Annotated in this window: 13 protein-coding genes; 1 reads left to right on the forward strand and 12 read right to left on the reverse strand. The window is 60.9% G+C overall.

Annotation, left to right across the window (positions count from 1 at the left end):
* Together WBB95_RS13320 and WBB95_RS13325 are read right to left on the reverse strand one after the other, a co-directional pair.
* Positions 1 to 2,279: efflux RND transporter permease subunit (locus WBB95_RS13320; protein ID WP_424487997.1), on the reverse strand; the 2,279-nt coding region annotated here is incomplete at its 3' end.
* A 15-nt stretch (positions 2,280 to 2,294) separates the two neighbouring features.
* Positions 2,295 to 3,350 (reverse strand): WD40/YVTN/BNR-like repeat-containing protein, encoded by a 1,056-nt coding sequence (locus tag WBB95_RS13325; RefSeq protein ID WP_424487998.1) that lies wholly within the window; start codon positions 3,348 to 3,350, stop codon positions 2,295 to 2,297.
* Between the two features lie 296 nt (positions 3,351 to 3,646).
* On the opposite strand from WBB95_RS13325, the gene WBB95_RS13330 reads away from it, so the two are divergent.
* On the forward strand, positions 3,647 to 4,762 hold the full coding sequence (locus WBB95_RS13330) for a Gfo/Idh/MocA family protein (RefSeq protein WP_424487999.1): 1,116 nt from the start codon (positions 3,647 to 3,649) through the stop codon (positions 4,760 to 4,762).
* Between the two features lie 54 nt (positions 4,763 to 4,816).
* Here the strand turns inward: WBB95_RS13330 and WBB95_RS13335 are convergent, their stop codons facing one another.
* The 10 genes from WBB95_RS13335 to WBB95_RS13380 all read right to left on the reverse strand — a co-directional run bounded on the left by WBB95_RS13335 (position 4,817) and on the right by WBB95_RS13380 (position 18,421).
* Positions 4,817 to 6,520 (reverse strand): AMP-binding protein, encoded by a 1,704-nt coding sequence (locus WBB95_RS13335; protein WP_424488000.1) that lies wholly within the window; start codon positions 6,518 to 6,520, stop codon positions 4,817 to 4,819.
* Between the two features lie 33 nt (positions 6,521 to 6,553).
* Positions 6,554 to 7,852, reverse strand: coding sequence for an acetyl-CoA C-acetyltransferase (locus WBB95_RS13340; protein WP_424488001.1), 1,299 nt, complete (start codon positions 7,850 to 7,852; stop codon positions 6,554 to 6,556).
* 9 nt (positions 7,853 to 7,861) lie between these two features.
* On the reverse strand, positions 7,862 to 8,752 hold the full coding sequence (locus tag WBB95_RS13345; RefSeq protein WP_424488002.1) for a MaoC/PaaZ C-terminal domain-containing protein: 891 nt from the start codon (positions 8,750 to 8,752) through the stop codon (positions 7,862 to 7,864).
* A gap of 3 nt (positions 8,753 to 8,755) precedes the next feature.
* Positions 8,756 to 10,099, reverse strand: coding sequence for a 3-oxoacyl-ACP reductase (locus WBB95_RS13350; protein WP_424488003.1), 1,344 nt, complete (start codon positions 10,097 to 10,099; stop codon positions 8,756 to 8,758).
* A 118-nt stretch (positions 10,100 to 10,217) separates the two neighbouring features.
* On the reverse strand, positions 10,218 to 12,755 hold the full coding sequence (locus WBB95_RS13355) for an acyl-CoA dehydrogenase (protein WP_424488004.1): 2,538 nt from the start codon (positions 12,753 to 12,755) through the stop codon (positions 10,218 to 10,220).
* A 231-nt stretch (positions 12,756 to 12,986) separates the two neighbouring features.
* Positions 12,987 to 14,438 (reverse strand): outer membrane protein transport protein, encoded by a 1,452-nt coding sequence (locus WBB95_RS13360; protein ID WP_424488005.1) that lies wholly within the window; start codon positions 14,436 to 14,438, stop codon positions 12,987 to 12,989.
* Between the two features lie 122 nt (positions 14,439 to 14,560).
* Positions 14,561 to 15,064 carry an alkane oxidation protein activator PraB gene (gene praB / locus WBB95_RS13365; protein WP_424488006.1) on the reverse strand — a complete coding sequence of 168 codons (504 nt, stop codon included), beginning with the start codon at positions 15,062 to 15,064 and terminating at the stop codon, positions 14,561 to 14,563.
* A 133-nt stretch (positions 15,065 to 15,197) separates the two neighbouring features.
* Entirely contained in the window at positions 15,198 to 15,692 is a 495-nt protein-coding gene (praA, locus tag WBB95_RS13370) for an alkane oxidation protein activator PraA (protein ID WP_424488007.1), read from the reverse strand.
* 131 nt (positions 15,693 to 15,823) lie between these two features.
* A complete protein-coding gene (locus WBB95_RS13375) occupies positions 15,824 to 17,104 on the reverse strand; it encodes an alkane 1-monooxygenase (RefSeq protein WP_424488008.1) in 1,281 nt (426 codons plus the stop codon).
* A gap of 318 nt (positions 17,105 to 17,422) precedes the next feature.
* A complete protein-coding gene (locus tag WBB95_RS13380; RefSeq protein WP_424488009.1) occupies positions 17,423 to 18,421 on the reverse strand; it encodes an alpha/beta fold hydrolase in 999 nt (332 codons plus the stop codon).
* Positions 18,422 to 18,640: the final 219 nt, after the last annotated feature.

The following is an 18,640-nucleotide window of genomic DNA, read 5'->3' on the forward strand; positions in this document are numbered from 1 at the left end:
ATGTTCCACAGCAGCATGAACGTGAGCATAAGGCCCATGTCGGCCTGGAACTTGATGGCCGAGAAGATCCAGGTGCACACGCCGATCGCCAGGCACAGGCCGGTAAACAGTACGGCTTTACCGGTGGACTTGAGCGTCTGGTAATACGCCTCTTGCAGCGGCAAGCCGGCGCGCAGGAAGCTCTCCAGGCGGCTGTAGATGTAGATGCCGTAATCCACGCCAATCCCCACACCCAGGGCCACCACCGGCAAGGTCGCGACCTTGACACCGATGCCCATGAACGCCATCAGTGCGTTGCCCAGCACCGAGGTCAGCACCAGCGGCAGCACGATGCACAGGGTCGCCGCCCAGGAGCGGAAGGTGATCATGCACATTGTCGCTACGCACAGGTACACCAGGATCAGGATGGTCAGTTCCGATTCCTTGATCACCTCATTGGTGGCCGCCTCGATCCCGGCGTTACCGGCGGCGAGGATAAATTCCAGGCCGTCCTTGTTGTTTTCCTTGGCGAAGTCCTGCACGGCGTGAACCGCGCGGTCAAGGGTTTCAGCCTTGTGGTCGTTGAGGAACACCAGTACCGGTGCCAGCGAGCAGTTGTTGTTGTACAGGCCATCGGCACGCGCGATGGAGTTGTTCAGCACGTCCGGGTTACGCGACAGCGTTTCCCATTTCAGGTTGCCCTCGTTCATGCCCTTGATCATCTGCTTGGACACCGTCACCAGCGAGATGGCCGATTGCACGCCCTCGGTGTTCTGCATCTTCCACATCAATTGGTCGATGGGCGCCATGGCTTCATAACGCGAGCAACCTTCGGCCTTGGTCTTGACCATCACCACCAGCACATCGGAGCTGGTGGAGTAATTGTTGATGATGAAGTTGTTGTCCTTGTTGTAACGCGAGTCCGGGCGCAATTCCGGCGCGCCCTGGTCGAGGTCGCCGATCTTCAGGTTCTGGCTGTACCAGAGGCCGCCACCAAAGGCCACGAGTGCCAGCGCAATCGACACGGGGGCGACTTTCGGGCTGGCAAACTTGGACAGCAGGCGCCAGAACGGATGTTCGCGGTGCGCGTCTTTCTTGCTTTTGGCGATGGCGCGTTTGCTGATGCCGACATAGGAGATCGCCACCGGCAACAGGATCAGGTTGGTAAACACGATCACGGCCACGCCGATGGACGCGCCGATGGCCAGCTCGCGGATCACGCCAATGTCGATGATCAGCAGCGTGATGAAGCCCACCGCGTCGGCGAGAATCGCGATCATCCCCGGCAGGAACAGTTGCCGGAAGGTGCGGCGCGCCGCCGTCAGCGCGTTGTCCGCCTCACTTGATTGCAGCGCGATACCGTTGATCTTCTGCACGCCATGGGAAATGCCGATGGCGAAAATCAGGAATGGCACCAGCATTGAGTACGGATCGAGGCCAAACCCGAAAAAGTGCATCAGCCCCAGTTGCCAGACCACCGCCACCAGCGTGGTGCTCAACACCGCGATGGTGCTGCGCAGGCAGTTGGTGAACCACAGCAGCAGTATCAGAGTGATGACGAACGCAATGCCGAAGAACATCACCACCATCACCAGGCCGTCGATCAGGTCACCGACCTTCTTGGCAAACCCGACGATGTGGATCTTGACGTTGGGGTTCTGCGCTTCAAATTTGTCGCGGATTTTGTCTTCGAGTTCATGGGAGAACTTGCGGTAATCGAGGGCGAGCAACTTGCCCTGGTCCTGCGGGTCCGGGTAAGACTCCAGCAGCGGTATATCAACGATGCTCGATTTGAAGTCGTTGGACACCAGGCGCCCGACCTGCCCGGACTTGAGCACGTTGTTGCGCAGTTGATCGAGGCTTTCCGGCGAACCGTTGTAGCTTTGCGGGATCACTTCACCGCCGGCAAAGCCTTCTTCGGTCACTTCGGTCCAGCGCACGCTGGGGCTCCACAGCGACTTGAGGCCGGAGCGGTCGACGCCGGAAATGTAGAACACTTCGTCGTTGATCTGGCGCAGGGTCTCCATGTACGCCTGGCTGAAGATGTCGCCGTCCTTGGCCTCCACCGAAATGCGCACCGTGTTGCCCAGGTTCGCCAGGTCATTGCGGTGTTCCATCATCTTTTCGATGAAGGGATGTTTCAGCGGGATCATCTTTTCAAAGCTGGTGGAGGGGCGAATCAACGTCGCCTGCCAGAACAGGAAAATGCTCACCACCAGGCAAATGACGATCACTGCCGGGCGGTTATTGAAGATCAGGCGCTCAAGAAAGGTCGCTTTATCGTTGTGATGACTGCTCATGCTTTCCCCGCCTTCTTATTGTTTTGTCGGTTCGGCGCCGGTGGGCGTGGCAATACGGACGCCACCCTGCCCGACCAGAATCAAGTTGCCGTTGCCTGCCGCTGTCACCGCCGACAGTGAGATCCGGTCGGGGCGGTTGAACACGCTGAAGGTCTGGCCATCGTCGTGGCTGACCACCACGCTGCCGCCGTTGCCGACCACGACGATGGCGCCGTCGTCCAGCAAGGTGGCGCCCGACAGGCCAAATTCCAGGGCGCCCCGCGCCGCATTCAGCTCGACCTGCTCCCAGGTGCTGCCAAAATCCGTGGAGCGGTAAAGATTGCCGCGCAAACCATAGGCCAGCAGCGTCTGCGGTTGCGCCGTGCTGATCACGCCAAACAGCGAGCCCTCGTAAGGGCCTTCGAGTTTTTCCCAAGTCTGGCCGTCATCGCTGGAGCGAAACATGCTGCCTTGCTCGCCCACGATAAACAGCCCGGCGTCCTTGATCGCGGCGATGGCGTTGAGGTGGTATTGGTCTTCGTTATCCAGGCGGTCACTGACGTCGTTCCAGGTTTTCCCGCCATCGGTGGTCTCGATCAACGCACCGTAGGCGCCCACGGCCAGGCCGTGTTCGGCGTCCTTGAACCAGATGTCGAGCAACGGCGCTTCGCGCTTGAGGTCTTGGTATTGCTGGGTCCAGGTGGCGCCACCGTCGATGCTGGCAAGAATTTGCGCATCGTGGCCCACGGCCCAGCCGTGTTTGTCATCGGCAAAAAACACGGCTGTGAGCAACTGGCGGGTGGGGACTTTGGCTTGGGTCCAGGTATTGCCCTGGTCATCGGAATAGAGGATATGCCCGCGATCACCAACGGCCACCAGGCGTTTGCCGGCATGCACCACATCGATCATCAGGCCTTTGGCGGCCTTGGGGGATTCAATCGCAAACACCGGCTGAGCGACGGTATCACTGGCCGCCAGCACGGGCGTGGACAACACGGCACCGGCAAGCAGCGAGAGCGCTGTGGCCAGCAACGCAACCCTGCGTGCGGCGCGCGGGCGGCAAACAACCCAACCCATGACAGGCTCACTCATAGACCTTTCTCCCCATTTATTATTGTTAGGTCGTCTCGCCTTCCCGGGCTCTGAAACCTGCAATCTAGAGCGCCTGGAGGAAGCAGGGGCCATCCTATCGGGCTTTCGAATCGTCTGACAATCGGCGCTACGTTATCTTTTGTTAACTGATGGCCTTTCGTCAGGGCCTGAATATCGCTGCATTCGTCAGGCTGATTGCCCGCGCACAAATGAATTTTTGTTCCATCTATTGAAATTAAGGAATTTTTATTCCATTAATGGCGTTCTTGAAAACAATAATTCAAAGGACCACGGCGATGCGTGAACTCGGAATCGGCTTGATTGGCACAGGCTTCATGGGGCGCGCCCACGCGCTGGCTTTCAATAACGCGCGCGCGGTATTCGAACTGCCAATAACCCTCAGGCTGGCCGCCCTGGCCGATGCCGACACCGAGCGCGCCCAGCGATGCGCCAACGCCTGGGGGTTTGCCCAAGCCCATGGCGACTGGCAGGCCTTGATCAACGACCCCAAGGTCGACGTCGTGGCGATCACCACGCCCAACCACCTGCACTACCCCATGGCCATGGCTGCGATTGCGGCGGGCAAGGCGGTGTACTGCGAAAAGCCCCTGGCTGTCAGCCTGGAGCAAGCCGACGCAATGCGCCGCGCCGCGAGTGCCGCCGGGGTGGTGACGCGGGTTGGCTACAACTACCAGCACAACCCAATGATCAGCCTGGCGCGGCAGATGATTGCCAATGGCGAGTTGGGCGAGATCATCAGCTTTCAAGGGGAATTCAGCGAAGATTTCATGGCTGACCCCACCTCGCCCTGGTCGTGGCGCTGCGAAGTGGCGCATGCCGGCGGCGCACTGGCGGACCTGGGCAGTCATTTGCTGTCGATGGCGGTGTACCTGGTCGGTGATGTGGTCAGTGTGTGTGCCGACACCCAGACCGTGCATGCGCAACGCCCCGCCGTCAAAGGCAGTCGCGACCTCAAAGCCATTGCCGTGGATGACCAGGTGCACGCGCTGCTGCGTTTTGCCAATGGCGCGCGGGGCACGGTGAGCAGCAGTTGGCTCAAGCACGGCTATAAAAACCACCTGAGTTTTGAAATCAGCGGAACCAAGGGCACGTTGGTATTCGATCAGGAACGCTTGAATGAACTGCAGGTGTGCCGTGTCGGCCAGGACGGTTTCCAGCGCCTGCTCGCCGGTCCCGCCCTGCCCGGCTATGCCGCGTTCAGCCCGGCCGCAGGCCACCAACTGGGCTACAACGAGTTGAAAACGCTGGAAGTCCAGGAGCTGATCATGGCGCTGGCGGGCCAGGGCGCGGACGGCACTGACTTTGAAGCGGCGTGGGCGGTGGAACGGCTGGCGACGGCGATTCGGGTGGCCGCCGCCGAGGAGCGCTGGGTCAAAGTCGACACGGTTTAAAGTGCCAGGAGGGGCAAGCCCCCTGCGCACCTCTGTATCTCAAACACTTTACGGTCAGCGCAACGCCCGGCGCAGCACCTTGCCCACCGTGGTTTTAGGTAATTCCATGGTCCGGAACTCTACGTACTTGGGCACCTTGTACCCCGTCAGGTATTCCCGGCAATGCGCAAGGATCTGTTCCTGGGTCAGGTTCGGGTCTTTGCGCACCACGATGATCTTGACCCTCTCCCCGGCCACGCCATCTTCCACGCCGATCGCCGCCACTTCACCCACACCAGGGTGCAACGCCACCACGTCTTCGATTTCATTCGGGTACACGTTGAAACCCGAGACCAGGATCATGTCTTTCTTGCGGTCCACCAGGCGGATATAGCCGCGCGCATCCATCACGCCGATATCACCGGTCGACAGCCAGCCTTCGCGGTCGAGCACTTCGGCGGTTTCCTTGGGCCGCTTCCAGTAACCCTGCATGACTTGCGGGCCGCGCACTTGCAGCTCGCCTTGCTCGCCGATGTCGGCCAACTGCCCGTCCTCTCGGATAAAGCGCACCCAGGTCGACGGCAACGGCACGCCGATGCTGCCGGTGAACTCCATCTCGCGCATGCGCTTGATGTCGATGGGGCTGATGCTGACCACCGGCGAACACTCCGTCAGGCCGTAGCCTTCGATAATCGGCAACCCGGTGACTTCCTTCCAGCGCTTGGCCACGGCCGTGTGCGTCGCCATGCCACCGGCGATTACCATGCGCAGGTCGGAAAAGTCCCGCGCACAAAATTCTTTATTCTCCAGCAAGCCGTTAAACAGCGTGTTGACCCCGGCGATGCCATTGAAGCGCTCCTTGCGCAGAATCATCTGCACACGCTTCACGTCACGCGGGTTGGCGATCAGGATGTTGCGCCCGCCCAGGCACATGAACATCAGGCAATTCACGGTCAGGGAAAAGATGTGGTACAGCGGCAGCAGGGTGACGTTGGTTTCCTGTTTGTCCTGGTCCAGTTGGTCACCGACCCAGGCCTTGGCTTGCAGCAAGTTGGCGATAATATTGCGGTGGCTGAGCATCACGCCCTTGGCGTCGCCCGTGGTGCCACCGGTGTATTGCAGGAACGCGAGGTCATCAAGGGCCATGGCCACCGGGAAGTGGTTCAGCGCCCGTCCTTGCTTGAGCACCTGATTAAAGCGCACTGAACCGCGCAAGTTGAACGCAGGCACCTGCTTTTGCACGCTGCGCAGAATGAAGTTCATCGCGGCGCCTTTGAAGGTGCCGAGCAAATCGCCGATGGCGGCCACCACCACGCGTTTGACGCTGCTGCCTTCGATCACTTTTTCAAGGGTACGGGCGAAGTTTTCGAAGATCACCACGGTTTCGGCTTCGCTGTCCTTGAGCAAATGCTTGAGCTCATGGGAGGTGTACAGCGGGTTGACGTTGACCACCACCGCACCGGCCAGGATTGTGCCCAACAGGCAGATCGGATACTGCAAGCAGTTGGGCATCATCAAGGCCACGCGGTCGCCCTTCTTCACGCCCTGGCCCTGCAACCACGCGGCGAATGCGTGGCCTTGCACGCGCCAATCGGCATAGGTCATTTCGGTGCCGATGCTGACGTAGGCGACCCGCTCGCGAAATTTTTCCAGGTGTTCCAGGAACACCTCGCGCAACGACGGGTACGCCTCAATGCCGGCCTCAATGTCTGCCGGCACGCCCGGCAGGTATGCGTTCAACCAGACCCGCTCGGTGTGTTCCAGGCTTACAGCGTTCATGGCAGTCTCCTTGTTGTTATTGTTTTGAAAGCGCTACTTTTCAACGATGGCGGTAATGCCCAACCCGCCCGCCGCACAGATTGAAATCAGCCCGCGCCCGCCACCGTTTTCGTGGATGGTCTTGGCCAGCGCCGCCAGCTGCCGCCCGCCCGTGGCGGCGAACGGGTGGCCGCAACCGAGGGAGCCGCCGTTGACGTTGATCTTCGCGCGGTCAATCACGCCCAGCGGCGCGTCCAGGCCCAGGCGGTCGCGGCAATAATCGGCGTCTTCCCAGGCCTTGAGCGTGCACAGCACTTGGGCAGCAAACGCTTCGTGGATCTCAAAGAAGTCAAAGTCGGCAAAGCTCAGGCCTTCACGCTTGAGCATGCGCGGCACGGCGTAGGTCGGCGCCATCAGCAGACCTTCGGTGCCGTCGACAAAATTGACCGCCGCCGTTTCGCCCGTGCGCAGATAGGCCAAGACTGGCCAGCCGTGTTCAGCGGCCCATTCTTCACTGGCCAGCAGCACCACCGAGGCGCCATCCGTCAGCGGCGTGGAATTGCCCGCCGTGAGGGTGCCGTTGTGCCGGTCATAGGCGGGCGACAGGCCCGCTAGCTTCTCCAGGCTGGCATCGCTGCGCAGGTTGTTATCCCGTTTCAGGCCGCGATACGGGCTGATCAGGTCATCAAAGAAGCCGCGGGTATAGGCCGAGTCCAGGCGCTGGTGGCTGGTGAGGGTCAGCTCATCCTGGGCCAGCCGCCTGATCTGCCAGCGCTTGGCCATTTCCTCGCAGTGCTCGCCCATCGACAGCCCCGTGCGCGGCTCGCCATTGCGCGGCAGCAACGGTTTGAAAAACATCGACGGCCGCACCTTCAGCAACGTCTTCAACTTGGCGCCCATGCCCTTGGCACGATTGGCCGCCAGCAGGGTATGGCGCAGCGATTCATTGAGGCCGATGGGCGCGTCGGATGTGGTGTCGGCACCGCCGGCAATACCCACATCAATCTGGCCCAGGGCGATTTTATTCGCCACCAGCAGCGCGGCTTCCAGGCCGGTGCCGCAGGCTTGTTGCACGTCGTACGCCGGCGTGTCCGGCGACAAAGTCGTGGACAACAGCGACTCGCGTGCCAGGTTGAAGTCCCGCGAATGCTTGATCACCGCGCCGGCGGCGAACTCCCCGAGGCGCTGGCCGTGCAGGTTGAAGCGGCCGATCAGGCCTTGCAGCGCGGCCACCAGCAAATCCTGGTTGCTGTCGTGGGCATACGCCGTGTTGGAACGGGCAAAGGGAATGCGGTTGCCGCCGATAATCGCCACGCGGCGAGTCGGGGCCGGGGTGAAGCTGTAGTCACTCATTGGCGGTTCTCATTCCAGGCTGTCCTTCCAGATAAACAGTCCGCGCATATGGGGTTTATCCCCGGCGATATTGCGCACTTCGAATTCACGGCGCGGGCCGCTCGCGGGGTGGTTCCACAGGGCGACCTGGCCGGGCAGGAAGATCGGCAGTTTGAAGTCGCAGTGGGCTTGGGCAACCTCTAGCCCACCGGGAGGTTGCTGGGCGGCCAGCGCGCGGCCCAGGGTCCACATGCCATGGGCGATGGCGCGGCGGAAACCGAAGATTTTTGCGCCAATCACCGAGGTGTGGATCGGGTTGAAATCCCCCGACACATGAGCAAACCGCCGGCCGAGGTCAGCGGGCAATACCCAGCGTTGGGTGCGCACTAGGCCTTCTTCCTGCAAGGGCAAGGCGTCGTTCCAGGGTTCGCCTGTGGGATTTTTTACATCACGGCGCAGGTAGAGGCTGTCGCTTTCCCAGACCAAAGCGCCTGCGCTGTAAGCCCGGGTCGCAATGCTCAAGGCCTGGCCCTTGGGGTGGGCCACCCAGCGTTCGCAAAACACTTCGAGGCGCAAGGACTGGCCCGCCTCCAACCGCTGATGCTGATGGATGCGATTGGCCAGGTGCACCATGCCGCTGGCCGGGTACGGGAAGCTGGGCCGGGTCAGCAGCATCAGGTGCAAAGGGAACGCCAGCACGTGCGGATAGGACAGCGGCACGCCTTGCTCGCGGCGAAACCCGCAGGCACGGGCATACGCCGCGAGGCCGCTGGCCGACAGTTCCACGGCTGAGCGCACCAGGCGCGCTTGCGGCAGCACTGGCGCGCCGTCGGGCGTGGGTTTGCGCAAGGCGCGTACGCCGTCCAATAACAGTGTGATGCGCGATGGGAGTGGGTCGATGATCTGCGTCACGTAGTCCATGGCTCAAGCTCCCAGCAGGCTTTGGCCGCACACGCGTACGACCTGGCCATTGATTGCGCCGGACGCCGGGTGCGCCAACCAGGCGATGGTCTCGGCCACATCGATTGGCTGGCCGCCTTGGGACAAAGAGTTCATGCGCCGCCCGGCTTCGCGGATCATCAGCGGAATTTTTGCGGTCATCCGGGTTTCGATAAACCCCGGCGCCACGGCATTTACCGTGACCTGCAGCGCCGCCGCACGCGGGGCCAGCCCTTGCACCAGGCCGATCACCCCGGCCTTGGACGTCGCATAATTGCTCTGCCCCAGGTTGCCGGCGATGCCGGAAATCGACGACACGCACACAATCCGCCCGCCCGGGTTCAGCCCCTGGCCATCGAGCAAGGCGTTACTCAGTTGCAAGGGTGCTTCCAGGTTGACTGACAGCACACTGCGCCACGCCGCCTCGGTCATCTTGGCGATAGTCTTGTCGCGGGTGATGCCGGCGTTGTGCACCACCACGTCGAAGGCGCCGTATTGGCTGGTGTGGGCTTGCAACAGCGCAGCGGCATCCGAAGCCGTGATGTCCAGTGGCAACGCCGAACCGCCTACCGAGGTCGCGGCGTGCTGTAACTCCAGCTGGGCCTGGGGCACGTCCACGCACACCACGTGGGCGCCGTCGCGCGCCAACACTTGGGCAATCGCCAGGCCGATGCCACGGGAAGCGCCGGTGACCAGCGCACGCCGCCCGGCGAAAGGTTTGTCCCAGTCGACGGCAACATAGCCGTCCACCGGTTTTTCCAGGCGCACCACTTGCCCAGACACATAGGCCGAACGGCGCGACAGGAAGAAACGCAAGCTGCTCTCCACTGCTGCCTCAGCGCCTGGCGCGACGTAGATCAATTGCACGGTGATCGCCCGCCGCAACTCCTTGGCCAGCGAGCGCACCAAGCCCTCCAGCGCGCGCTGGGCGATGGCCTGGGGCAAGTCCTTGCAGTGTTCGGGCGCGGTGCCGAGCACGACCACGCGGCCATGCTGGCCGAGGCGCTTGGCGTTGGCGTGGAAGAACACATACAGCTCGTCGAGCTGCTGCAGGTCGACCACGCCGCTGGCGTCGAACACCGCGCCCTGCACCTTGACCGTGGACGGCGCCTTGAGGGTCGCCGGGGTGGCGGCGACGGTGTCGGTGGCGCTGAAAATCTGCTGCACCTGTGCCGTCAGGCGCCCTGCCCCGGCGACGATTACCGGGTTGGCCAGGCCTTGCTGGCCCGTGCGATGGCGTTGCAGCGCCAAGGGTTGCGGCAGCCCGATGGCCTGGGCCAGGCGCCGGCCCCAGAGGGAATTGACGAACGCCAGGTAGCTGTCACTCATAGATAGATTCACTCACAACACAGTGTTCAAGGGTGGGAGCTGGCTTGCCTGCGGTAGCGATAGACCTGACACACCGCTATCGCAGGCAAGCCAGCTCCCACATTGATCGTGGGTTTCCCTAGTTGACCGGGGCGTTTTCGCTTTGGCTGCTGCGGCGCGCGGCGCTGGGCTTGGCCGCCTGCCCGAGCGCCTGTTGCCGCAGCTGCAAGGCCTCCAGCAAACCGAAGTCCTGCGGGAAGTCGTCGACCTGGATGCCGTGGTCGGCGTATTCCACGTAGCGGCCGAGCAAGGTGTCTTCGTCATCGCTGATCAGGTCCAGCGCCCGCGCCTTGACGCGCCAGTCGTTGAACGCCGTGGCGGCAATCGGCATGGGGTCGATCAGGCCTAGCTTGACGGCCGACTTGAGCCGGGCGTCGATCAACTCGACCTGCGGCAACAGGCGCAAACCCAGTTCGCCGTAGGCCAACTTGTCGATTTCCGGGCGTGGGACGTAGGAATTGGCCAGCAAGCGGTCGCGGGTTTCCCCCGGGGTCTGCACCACCTCCGCCACCTGTGCCAACAGGCGATCCGAGGGTTTGCGCAAGGGAATCCCGAACGGGAAGCTCACACCACGCACCAGTGCGGCGGCGGCTTTGGAGGGATAGTTATCGAGCACTTCGGCAAGGGCTTCATGGGCACGCAGCAATGCATCCTGCGCCGACCAGTGCACCAGCGGCAGATCGGCCTGGGGCCGGCCATCGTCCTCAAAGCGTTTGAGCACGCAGGACAGGATGTACAACTGCGACAGAATATCGCCCAGGCGCCCGGTGATACTTTCCTTGCGCTTGAGCGCACCGCCCAGCACGCCCATGGACACATCCGAGATCAACGCCAGCACCACCGACAGCCGATTGGCCTGGCGGTAGTAGGACGCCAGCGCCGGGTCGGTCTTGGCCGGCGCGGAAATCAGCCGCCCACCGGTCAGCGAATGCACCGCCGCACGGACGGTATTGGCCAGCACAAAACTCACGTGGCCGAACATCGCGCTGTCGAACGCTTCCAGTGCCTGGCTGCGGTCAGGGTTGCGCGCCGCTTCCATCTCGCGAAACACGTAGGGATGGCAGCGAATCAGGCCCTGGCCAAAGATGATCAGGCAGCGGGTCATGATGTTTGCGCCCTCCACCGTGATGGCGATGGGGCTTTGCTGATAGGCGCGCGCGAGGAAATTATTCGGGCCCATGCAAATGCCTTTGCCCGCGACGATGTCCATGCCGTCGTTGACGATGATGCGTGCGCGCTCGGTGACGTGGTATTTGGCGATGGCGGAAATCACCGAGGGTTTTTCACCCGCGTCCAGCGACGCCACCGACACCTTGCGCACCGCATCACAGGCATACAAATGCCCCGCCATGCGCGCCAGCGGCGCCTGCACGCCTTCGAACTTGCCGATGGGCAGGCCGAACTGTTTGCGCATCGCCGCATAAGCGCTGGTGCCGCGCACGGCAACCTTGGCCAGGCCGACGTTGGCTGACGGCAGCGAAATGGCGCGTCCGGCGGCCAGGCATTCCATCAACATGCGCCAGCCGTTCCCGACCTGTTCGCGGCCACCGATGACCCATTCCAGCGGAATGAACACGTCCTTGCCGGTGGTTGGACCGTTCTGGAACACAGCATTCAATGGCCAGTGGCGACGGCCACTGTTGACGCCGGGGTGAGACGTCGGGATCAGCGCGCAGGTGATCCCCAGCGAACCGGGTGCACCCAGCAGCCCCTCGGGGTCTTCCGCGCGAAATGCCAGGCCGAGCACCGTGGCGATCGGGCCAAGGGTGATGTAGCGCTTGTCCCAAGTCACTTTGAAACCCAGCACTTGTTCACCGTCGTGCAGGCCTTTGCAGACAATGCCCAGGTCTGGAATCGCCCCGGCATCGGAGCCCGCGTATGGGCTGGTCAGCGCAAAACACGGGATGTCGTCGCCGCGCGCCAGACGCGGCAAGTAGTAATTGCGCTGGGCGTCAGTGCCGTAATGCAGCAGCAGTTCAGCTGGGCCGAGGGAGTTGGGCACCATCACGGAAATCGCCGCCGCCGAGCAGCGCGTCGACAGCTTCATCACCACCTGGGAATGGGCATAGTGGGAGAAGCCTTTGCCGCCGTATTGCTTGGGAATGATCATGCCGAGGAACCCGGCGTCCTTGGTGTACTGCCAGCCTTCGGGGGACATATCCTGCCAGACCTGGGTGGTTTCCCAGTCGTTGGCGATGTCGCACAGGGCTTCCACCTCGTTGTCCATGAACGCCTGCTCTTCGGCACTCAGGCTCGCCGGCGCAGCCTGCAGCAGGCGCTGCCAGTCGGGCTTGCCGCTGAACAGCTCGGCATCCCACCACACGGTGCCGGACTCGATCGCGGCGCGTTCGGTGTCGGACATTGCGGGCATGACCGTACGAAACAGTGTCAATGCCTTGCTGGTCAACAGCGCGCGGCGCAGCGGTTTAATCGCCATCAGCAACGCGGGCACCACCACCAGCACCGCTGCAACAGTGGCACCCAGCCCAGCGACTGCGTTGAACAGGTAACCAATCGCCAACCAGATGAGGCCGGCGCCCAGCCAAAGAGCGGCGCCCGCTTGCCGATACGCCAGGGCAATCGCTGCTGCGACACCCACCAATAACCAGATAACCATGGGGATACCTCTACTCAATTCAGGGTACGGCGACTACGTCGGCAGCTCGAAGCGAACCGGGCGTAAACCACACTACAAACTCGAACAGACAAATTCAAATTTTGTTTTGAAATTTTTATTTAATGCTTTGGCAAAAAAATACAGGCTGAGCACGTCAGCCGGTTTTAATCGGAATTCGGAAAATTCATGAGCGAGCACCAGGATGCGCCTGGTGCTCGCCTCACAGCAGCGTTAGAACTTGTAAGTGGCCGACAGGCTGACAATATCGCCTGAAGACTCGGCCGAACCGTCGAGGCGACCGCCACCCAGACGATCAACGTTTTGGGTCTTGATGCTGACCTTCTCAACAAACTGGTGCGAATACGCGGCGTCCAACGTCAAGCCGGGAATGGCCTTGATGTCGTAACCGGCGCCCAGCGACGCAAAGTAACGGTCGCCATCCGGAATACGCGGGTCACGCGTCGAGTTACGGGTCGGGGTCTGGTCATACGCTACACCGGCGCGCAAGGTCAGCTCGTCCGTGGCCCTGAAGTCGCCCCCGAGGGAGTACATCCAGGCGTCCTTGTAGTTGTAGGGAATGGCGACAATCGTCGACCCCTGGGACTTGAGTGTCAGGTCCTTGAAGGACGACCACTGGGTCCACATGGCGCTGACGCCCAAGGTCCATCGATCGTTGAACTGGTGGACCCAGTCGAACGCGGCGGTGGCCGGGATATCCAGCTGGGTGCTGGCATGCGCGCCATCGGGAAACAGTTTCAGCCCCGGGTACGCGGTTTCGACCAGGGTTTTGCCGTTACCGAAGATGGTGTCGTCGGTCATCAAGCCGTTGTTCAGTGCATCTGCCCGGATATTGTATTTACCGGTCATCTTGTTCTTGATTTTGGCGTGGTAGTTCAAGCCCAACGAATCATTGTCAGTCGGTTTCCAGACAACGCCGGTAAACCAGCCGGTGGAAATATTGTCGACCTTGACGCGCATCAGCGCGGTGCCGACGCCAGGTGGAAACGCGCCGTTGCTCAGGCCGGGAGACACCGATGCCGCCGAAAACAAGTCGATGTTCTGGCTGACGAAGCCTTGGCTGCGCTGGACGATAATGCCGCCGCCGATGGAGAAATCGTCACGCACCTTGAAGGACAAGGAACCCGTCAGGCCGACGGTTTCGATTTTGGTGTCCACGGCGAAATCGCGAAACTTGGAGTTTTCATTCCAGGTGGTACGCATGCCTTGTGGCACGACTTGAGAGAGGCCGAAGGCAAAACGGTCTCCCATGGGAATAACCAGGAAACCGGTCGGCAACCACGCGGTAAAACCACCCTGGCCGCCGTCATTGTTGTTGAGGGTTGCTGTACTGGGATCAAAGCTGCCGTCGGGCATCACCGCGGTATTAGTGACCGGATTACCTTGGTAGTCGTAAGCCTGGCCGCTGTATTTGATCTTGACCCGGGCATAGTCGACGGTCTGTTGCACAACTGATTGGTCAACAAACGCCATGGCCGCCGGGTTATTGAACGCAGAGCTTGGGTCGTTCTTGAACAGGGAACCGCCGCCGAACGCCCGGCCCCAGCCTGGGGCGCCGTAAGTCGGCGTGGAGAAGCCACCTGCCTGCACGGGCGCCGTGGTCATCAGCCCCCCCAGTATCGCCAGCCCCAGCAGTGTTTGAGCCTGTTGTTTCTTAGTGATCATGCGGCACTCCTTATTATTATGCGCGTCCGGCATTGCATTGCCGGTTTTCCACATCAGCCGGCACCTCTGGCGAGGTGCCGGCCTTTCAACGGGTGATCAACCCTTGGTTCTGCAACACGACGTCATGGGTTAACGGTCAGGCCGGCAGCAGTGGTGGTCAGCGATACAATGTTGCAACCGCCGCTCAGGGCCTGGTTGGAAGCCGTGAGGGTGTGAGCCGCCGCGTTCCAGGTGACACTGATGGTGGATGGGCCGCAATCGGTGGCCGGAATCACGATGGTTTTCTTGATGGTGTAGCCAACGTTTTCAACTTGGCCGGTGGTGCCCGACAGTGCGGTCAGCTTCCAGCCTGGCGACGGGATGCTTTTCAGGGTCGGCAGGCCGCACAGGCCACCACCGGTGAGCGCGGCATTGTTGATGGTAGCGACGCCGCCACTGACCACACCGCTGAAGGTAATGCCACAGGTCACAGAGCCGCCAAAGGAAGACGGAGACTGCACCACGATGGAACCTGCGGTGGTGGTGAATGGACCTTCAGGGCTGATCGACGCAGCACTGGCCATCGAAGCCGCGCCAACGCACAGAGCAAACGAAGTAACACAAACGAGGGTCTTGAAGCTTTTCATTGTTTTTCCTCACATGTTGTGGCGAGTCTTTCGCCAGGGGTAATGGCCATGAACGAGAGGTCACGGTGAAACTGCAGAACATCCCTTTCCAGCCAAATTTCAATGCATCTACCGCTTTAACAGTCGGATTGCCTTACTCGACAACTTTGAAGTTCGGCGGCATCTTGATGGACACCGCCTTAATCTTGCAGTCTTCGCCAATGGGCACATTTGCGGCTTCCAACTTGCCGGTGGCGTTATCCCATGTACCCTCGGCGGTTGAAGGGCCGCACTTGCCACCCAGGCCAAACGCGTGAACATCGACACTGATCTTCGACATCGAACCGCTGCGGGTGTCCTTGGCAACTAATACCCACGGCAAGTTGATGGCCTCGACACGGCTGCACTTGAGGCCGCCGTCGAATTCAACTTTATCGACATTGACCGATGAACCATCGGCCGTGTCCTTGGCGGCCTCTTTGATCGTGCTGTCAGCGCTGATCAGTGCGCCTTTGGAAAAGCTGATCGGGCCTTGGGCCGTAAAGGCGCTGCCCGCAGGCTCTATACGGGCCGCCTGGGCCTGGTGGTACACAATCAGCCCGAGGGCGGCCAAGACAATATGCGTGGTGAACGTGGCAGGGCTTTGCATGGTGTACGTCCTTCCCTTGAAGTTATTGTTGTAGGGTCAAACAACGTGCGTGCAATGAAACCGGTAAACCGTGGGCGAAAGAAACCTGCGCGGTAGATACCCGCGTACGCCCACACCTGTATTAATGCCTGTTAAAACGACGTCGAACTGTCACCGTACTTCTCCAGGTACTTCAAACGTTGTGAAGGTTGAAGATTGGTCAGCGTAATATCCCCGGCATAGTGATTGAGCACACGACGGTCCATCCGACGCCGCCACAAGTACGGCACATAGGCCCAGACAATCATGCTCGCGTAACCGTAGGGAAGTTGCGGTGACTCATCAAAGTGGCGCAACGACTGGTAACTGCGCGTCGGATTGGCATGGTGATCGGAATGGCGCTGTAGTTGGAACAGAAAGATATTGGTGACAATCCGATTACTGTTCCACGAGTGCCGGGGAGAACAACGTTCATAACGACCGTTGGGCAACTTCTGACGCTTCAGGCCGTAGTGCTCGACATAGTTGACCACCTCCAGCAGCGAGAACCCGTAGATGCCCTGAATGATCAGGAACGGGATCACCGCCGCGCCCAGCCACACAATCATCGCGCCCCATAACACCACGCTGTACATCCAGGCACTGAGCACCGCGTTTTTCCAGTGCAAGGCCGGCAAGCCGAGTTTGCGCAGGCGTTCACGCTCAAGGTTCCAGGCCGACACTGCGCTGTGCCACACCGAGCGCGGCAGGAACGCCCAGAAACTCTCGCCCAGGCGTGAGCTGGCCGGGTCTTCCGGCGTGGCCACACGCACGTGATGGCCACGGTTGTGCTCGGTGTAGAAGTGCCCGTAGAAGGTTGGCGCCAAGGTGACCTTGGCCAGGAACACTTCCAGCGGCTTGGGTTTGTGCCCCAGCTCGTGAGCGGTATTGATCGCGATGCCGGTGGCGGCGCCGGTGGACATCGCCATGCCCAGGTAAGTGAACCAACTGATGCTGCCGTGCAACTCGGTGCGGGCGGTGATGAACGCCGCGGTTTTTGCCAGCCAGCCTGAAGGGTCCAGGTTGGCAGTGGCGTGCAGCAGGCCGCCGTTGATGATCCAGTCGATGCCGCCGGCGGCAAGCCAGCCGGTGACAATCACGGACGAGATGACAAACAACACACCGGTGTACACGATCCAGCGGTAGTAGCGCTGGGATTCAAGGCTGCTGACGGCGGACTCGGGCGGGTTGCTGACGTCTTCGCCGAGCAGGCCGTCGATCAACGGGATCAAGCCGAAGATCACCAGCACACCGACCCACCACAGCGGTTGTACGCCGGTCGTAATAGCCAGTGCGCCGGAGAGCAACGGGGTGGCCAGCGGCATGATGCCGAGCCACCACAGATGACGTTTGCCGTCGGTCCAGATGTTCGCGGTTGCCAGGGTCTGATTCATGGCAACCTCCGCATAACGCGGGTTGGCAGGCAAACAGAGAAGACAGTAAACAGGTTCACGGAGCGCTGACTGCCCCGAGAAATCAACCATGCGATAAAAGACGTTTTTTTCATTATTTTATTCGCTCTTAGGCATTTCAAAAATTGTTTCAAATAAGACATTGAAATAATTTTTTTAAATAAATAGCGCGGAATCGTTAGGTCGTCAACTAGTTTCTTGGCGCCTTTTTGACGTGACCGAGCAGTCTCTTTTTCAGCCGTTTGGTCAGGTGTCTAAAGCAGGCATTGACGCTGCTGAACCGCGAGTCGCAGACCACGATCATTTATTCGCCACGGCAAAAGGCGGGTGCAACAGCGTGGCGCTTTCCGGTGGCCGGACACGCTTGGCAACCTGCTCCACCAGCGCCGCCACGCGCTCTGTGGCGGTAATCGGCAGCATATGCCCGCGCCCCTCCACCACCTGCAGCTTCAGGCCCGGCACCTTTGTGGCAAGGGCCTGGCCGTGTTTCTGGAAGTCCAGCACCTTGTCACGCGCGCCATAAATCAGCCCGATCGGCAGGGTCAATTGCGCGTAACGCTTGACCATTTCCGGCAGGTGATCATTGACCAAGTTGATCTCAGTGGAAGCGGCGTAGAAGTTGTCGGGACGCATACCGAGCAGGCCGCCGCCACGTGTGGCGAAGTCTGGCGGCGCGGCGTCCGGTGCGAACACGCCCTTTACCACCGAGCCCTTGGTCAGCAAGCCGACCGGCATCGTCAAGGTGTGTGACATCCAGCGCCGCAACCACGCCGGGCGCACCGCGAGTGACAGGAACACCAGCGGCAACACGCGTTGAGGATGGGTCAGCGGCGCTACCAGGATCAGCCCGGACACCGCATGGGGATGGTCAAGCGCCAACGCCAGCGCAATCGCGCCGCCGAGGGAATGCCCAAGCACCAGCGGCTTATCCAGGTCGAGGGTTTTGATGAAGCCGGCTATTTGGCGAGCCTGGGCGGGCAAGCCTGCCGCTGTCCCGGAATGCCGGGTCGAATAGCCCGAACCGGGCCGGTCGAGGGTGATGACCCGAAAGCGCTCACGCAACTGGCCGGACAACGCATAGGTCAGGTTGCGGCTGCTGCCCATCAGCCCATGAATCATGACCAGCGGTGGGCCCTTGCCCTCATCTACGTAATGAAAGCGCTCGCCCTCCACCTCCACAAAGCGCCCGTTGATCGGAACGGCGGCTTCAATGCGCCGCGTCATCCGTGCACTGAAAACCCATAAAACAGCGCTCGCAACCCCTATCACAGCCGCAGCGACTACCCATTCGACAGCCATAGCTCGGTCCTCTGCTTCCCTGCCGCTGGCGACCCGACCGGAATTGATCAAGGCCTCAGCCATCGTCCACTCCCTGGACCTAGACTTCATGCATACGTGCTCGTCCGTCGGACACGTCGCACATGCGGAACAAGGTCCTAGCGTAGGCGATTTTTTCAGGTAGATTATTTAAATTCTTTTTTAAAATAATTAATTCAATTTTTCTTTGCAATGGTGTTC

This window comes from Pseudomonas sp. (assembly GCF_049645325.1).
In the GTDB taxonomy this organism is placed as follows: Bacteria; Pseudomonadota; Gammaproteobacteria; order Pseudomonadales; family Pseudomonadaceae; genus Aquipseudomonas.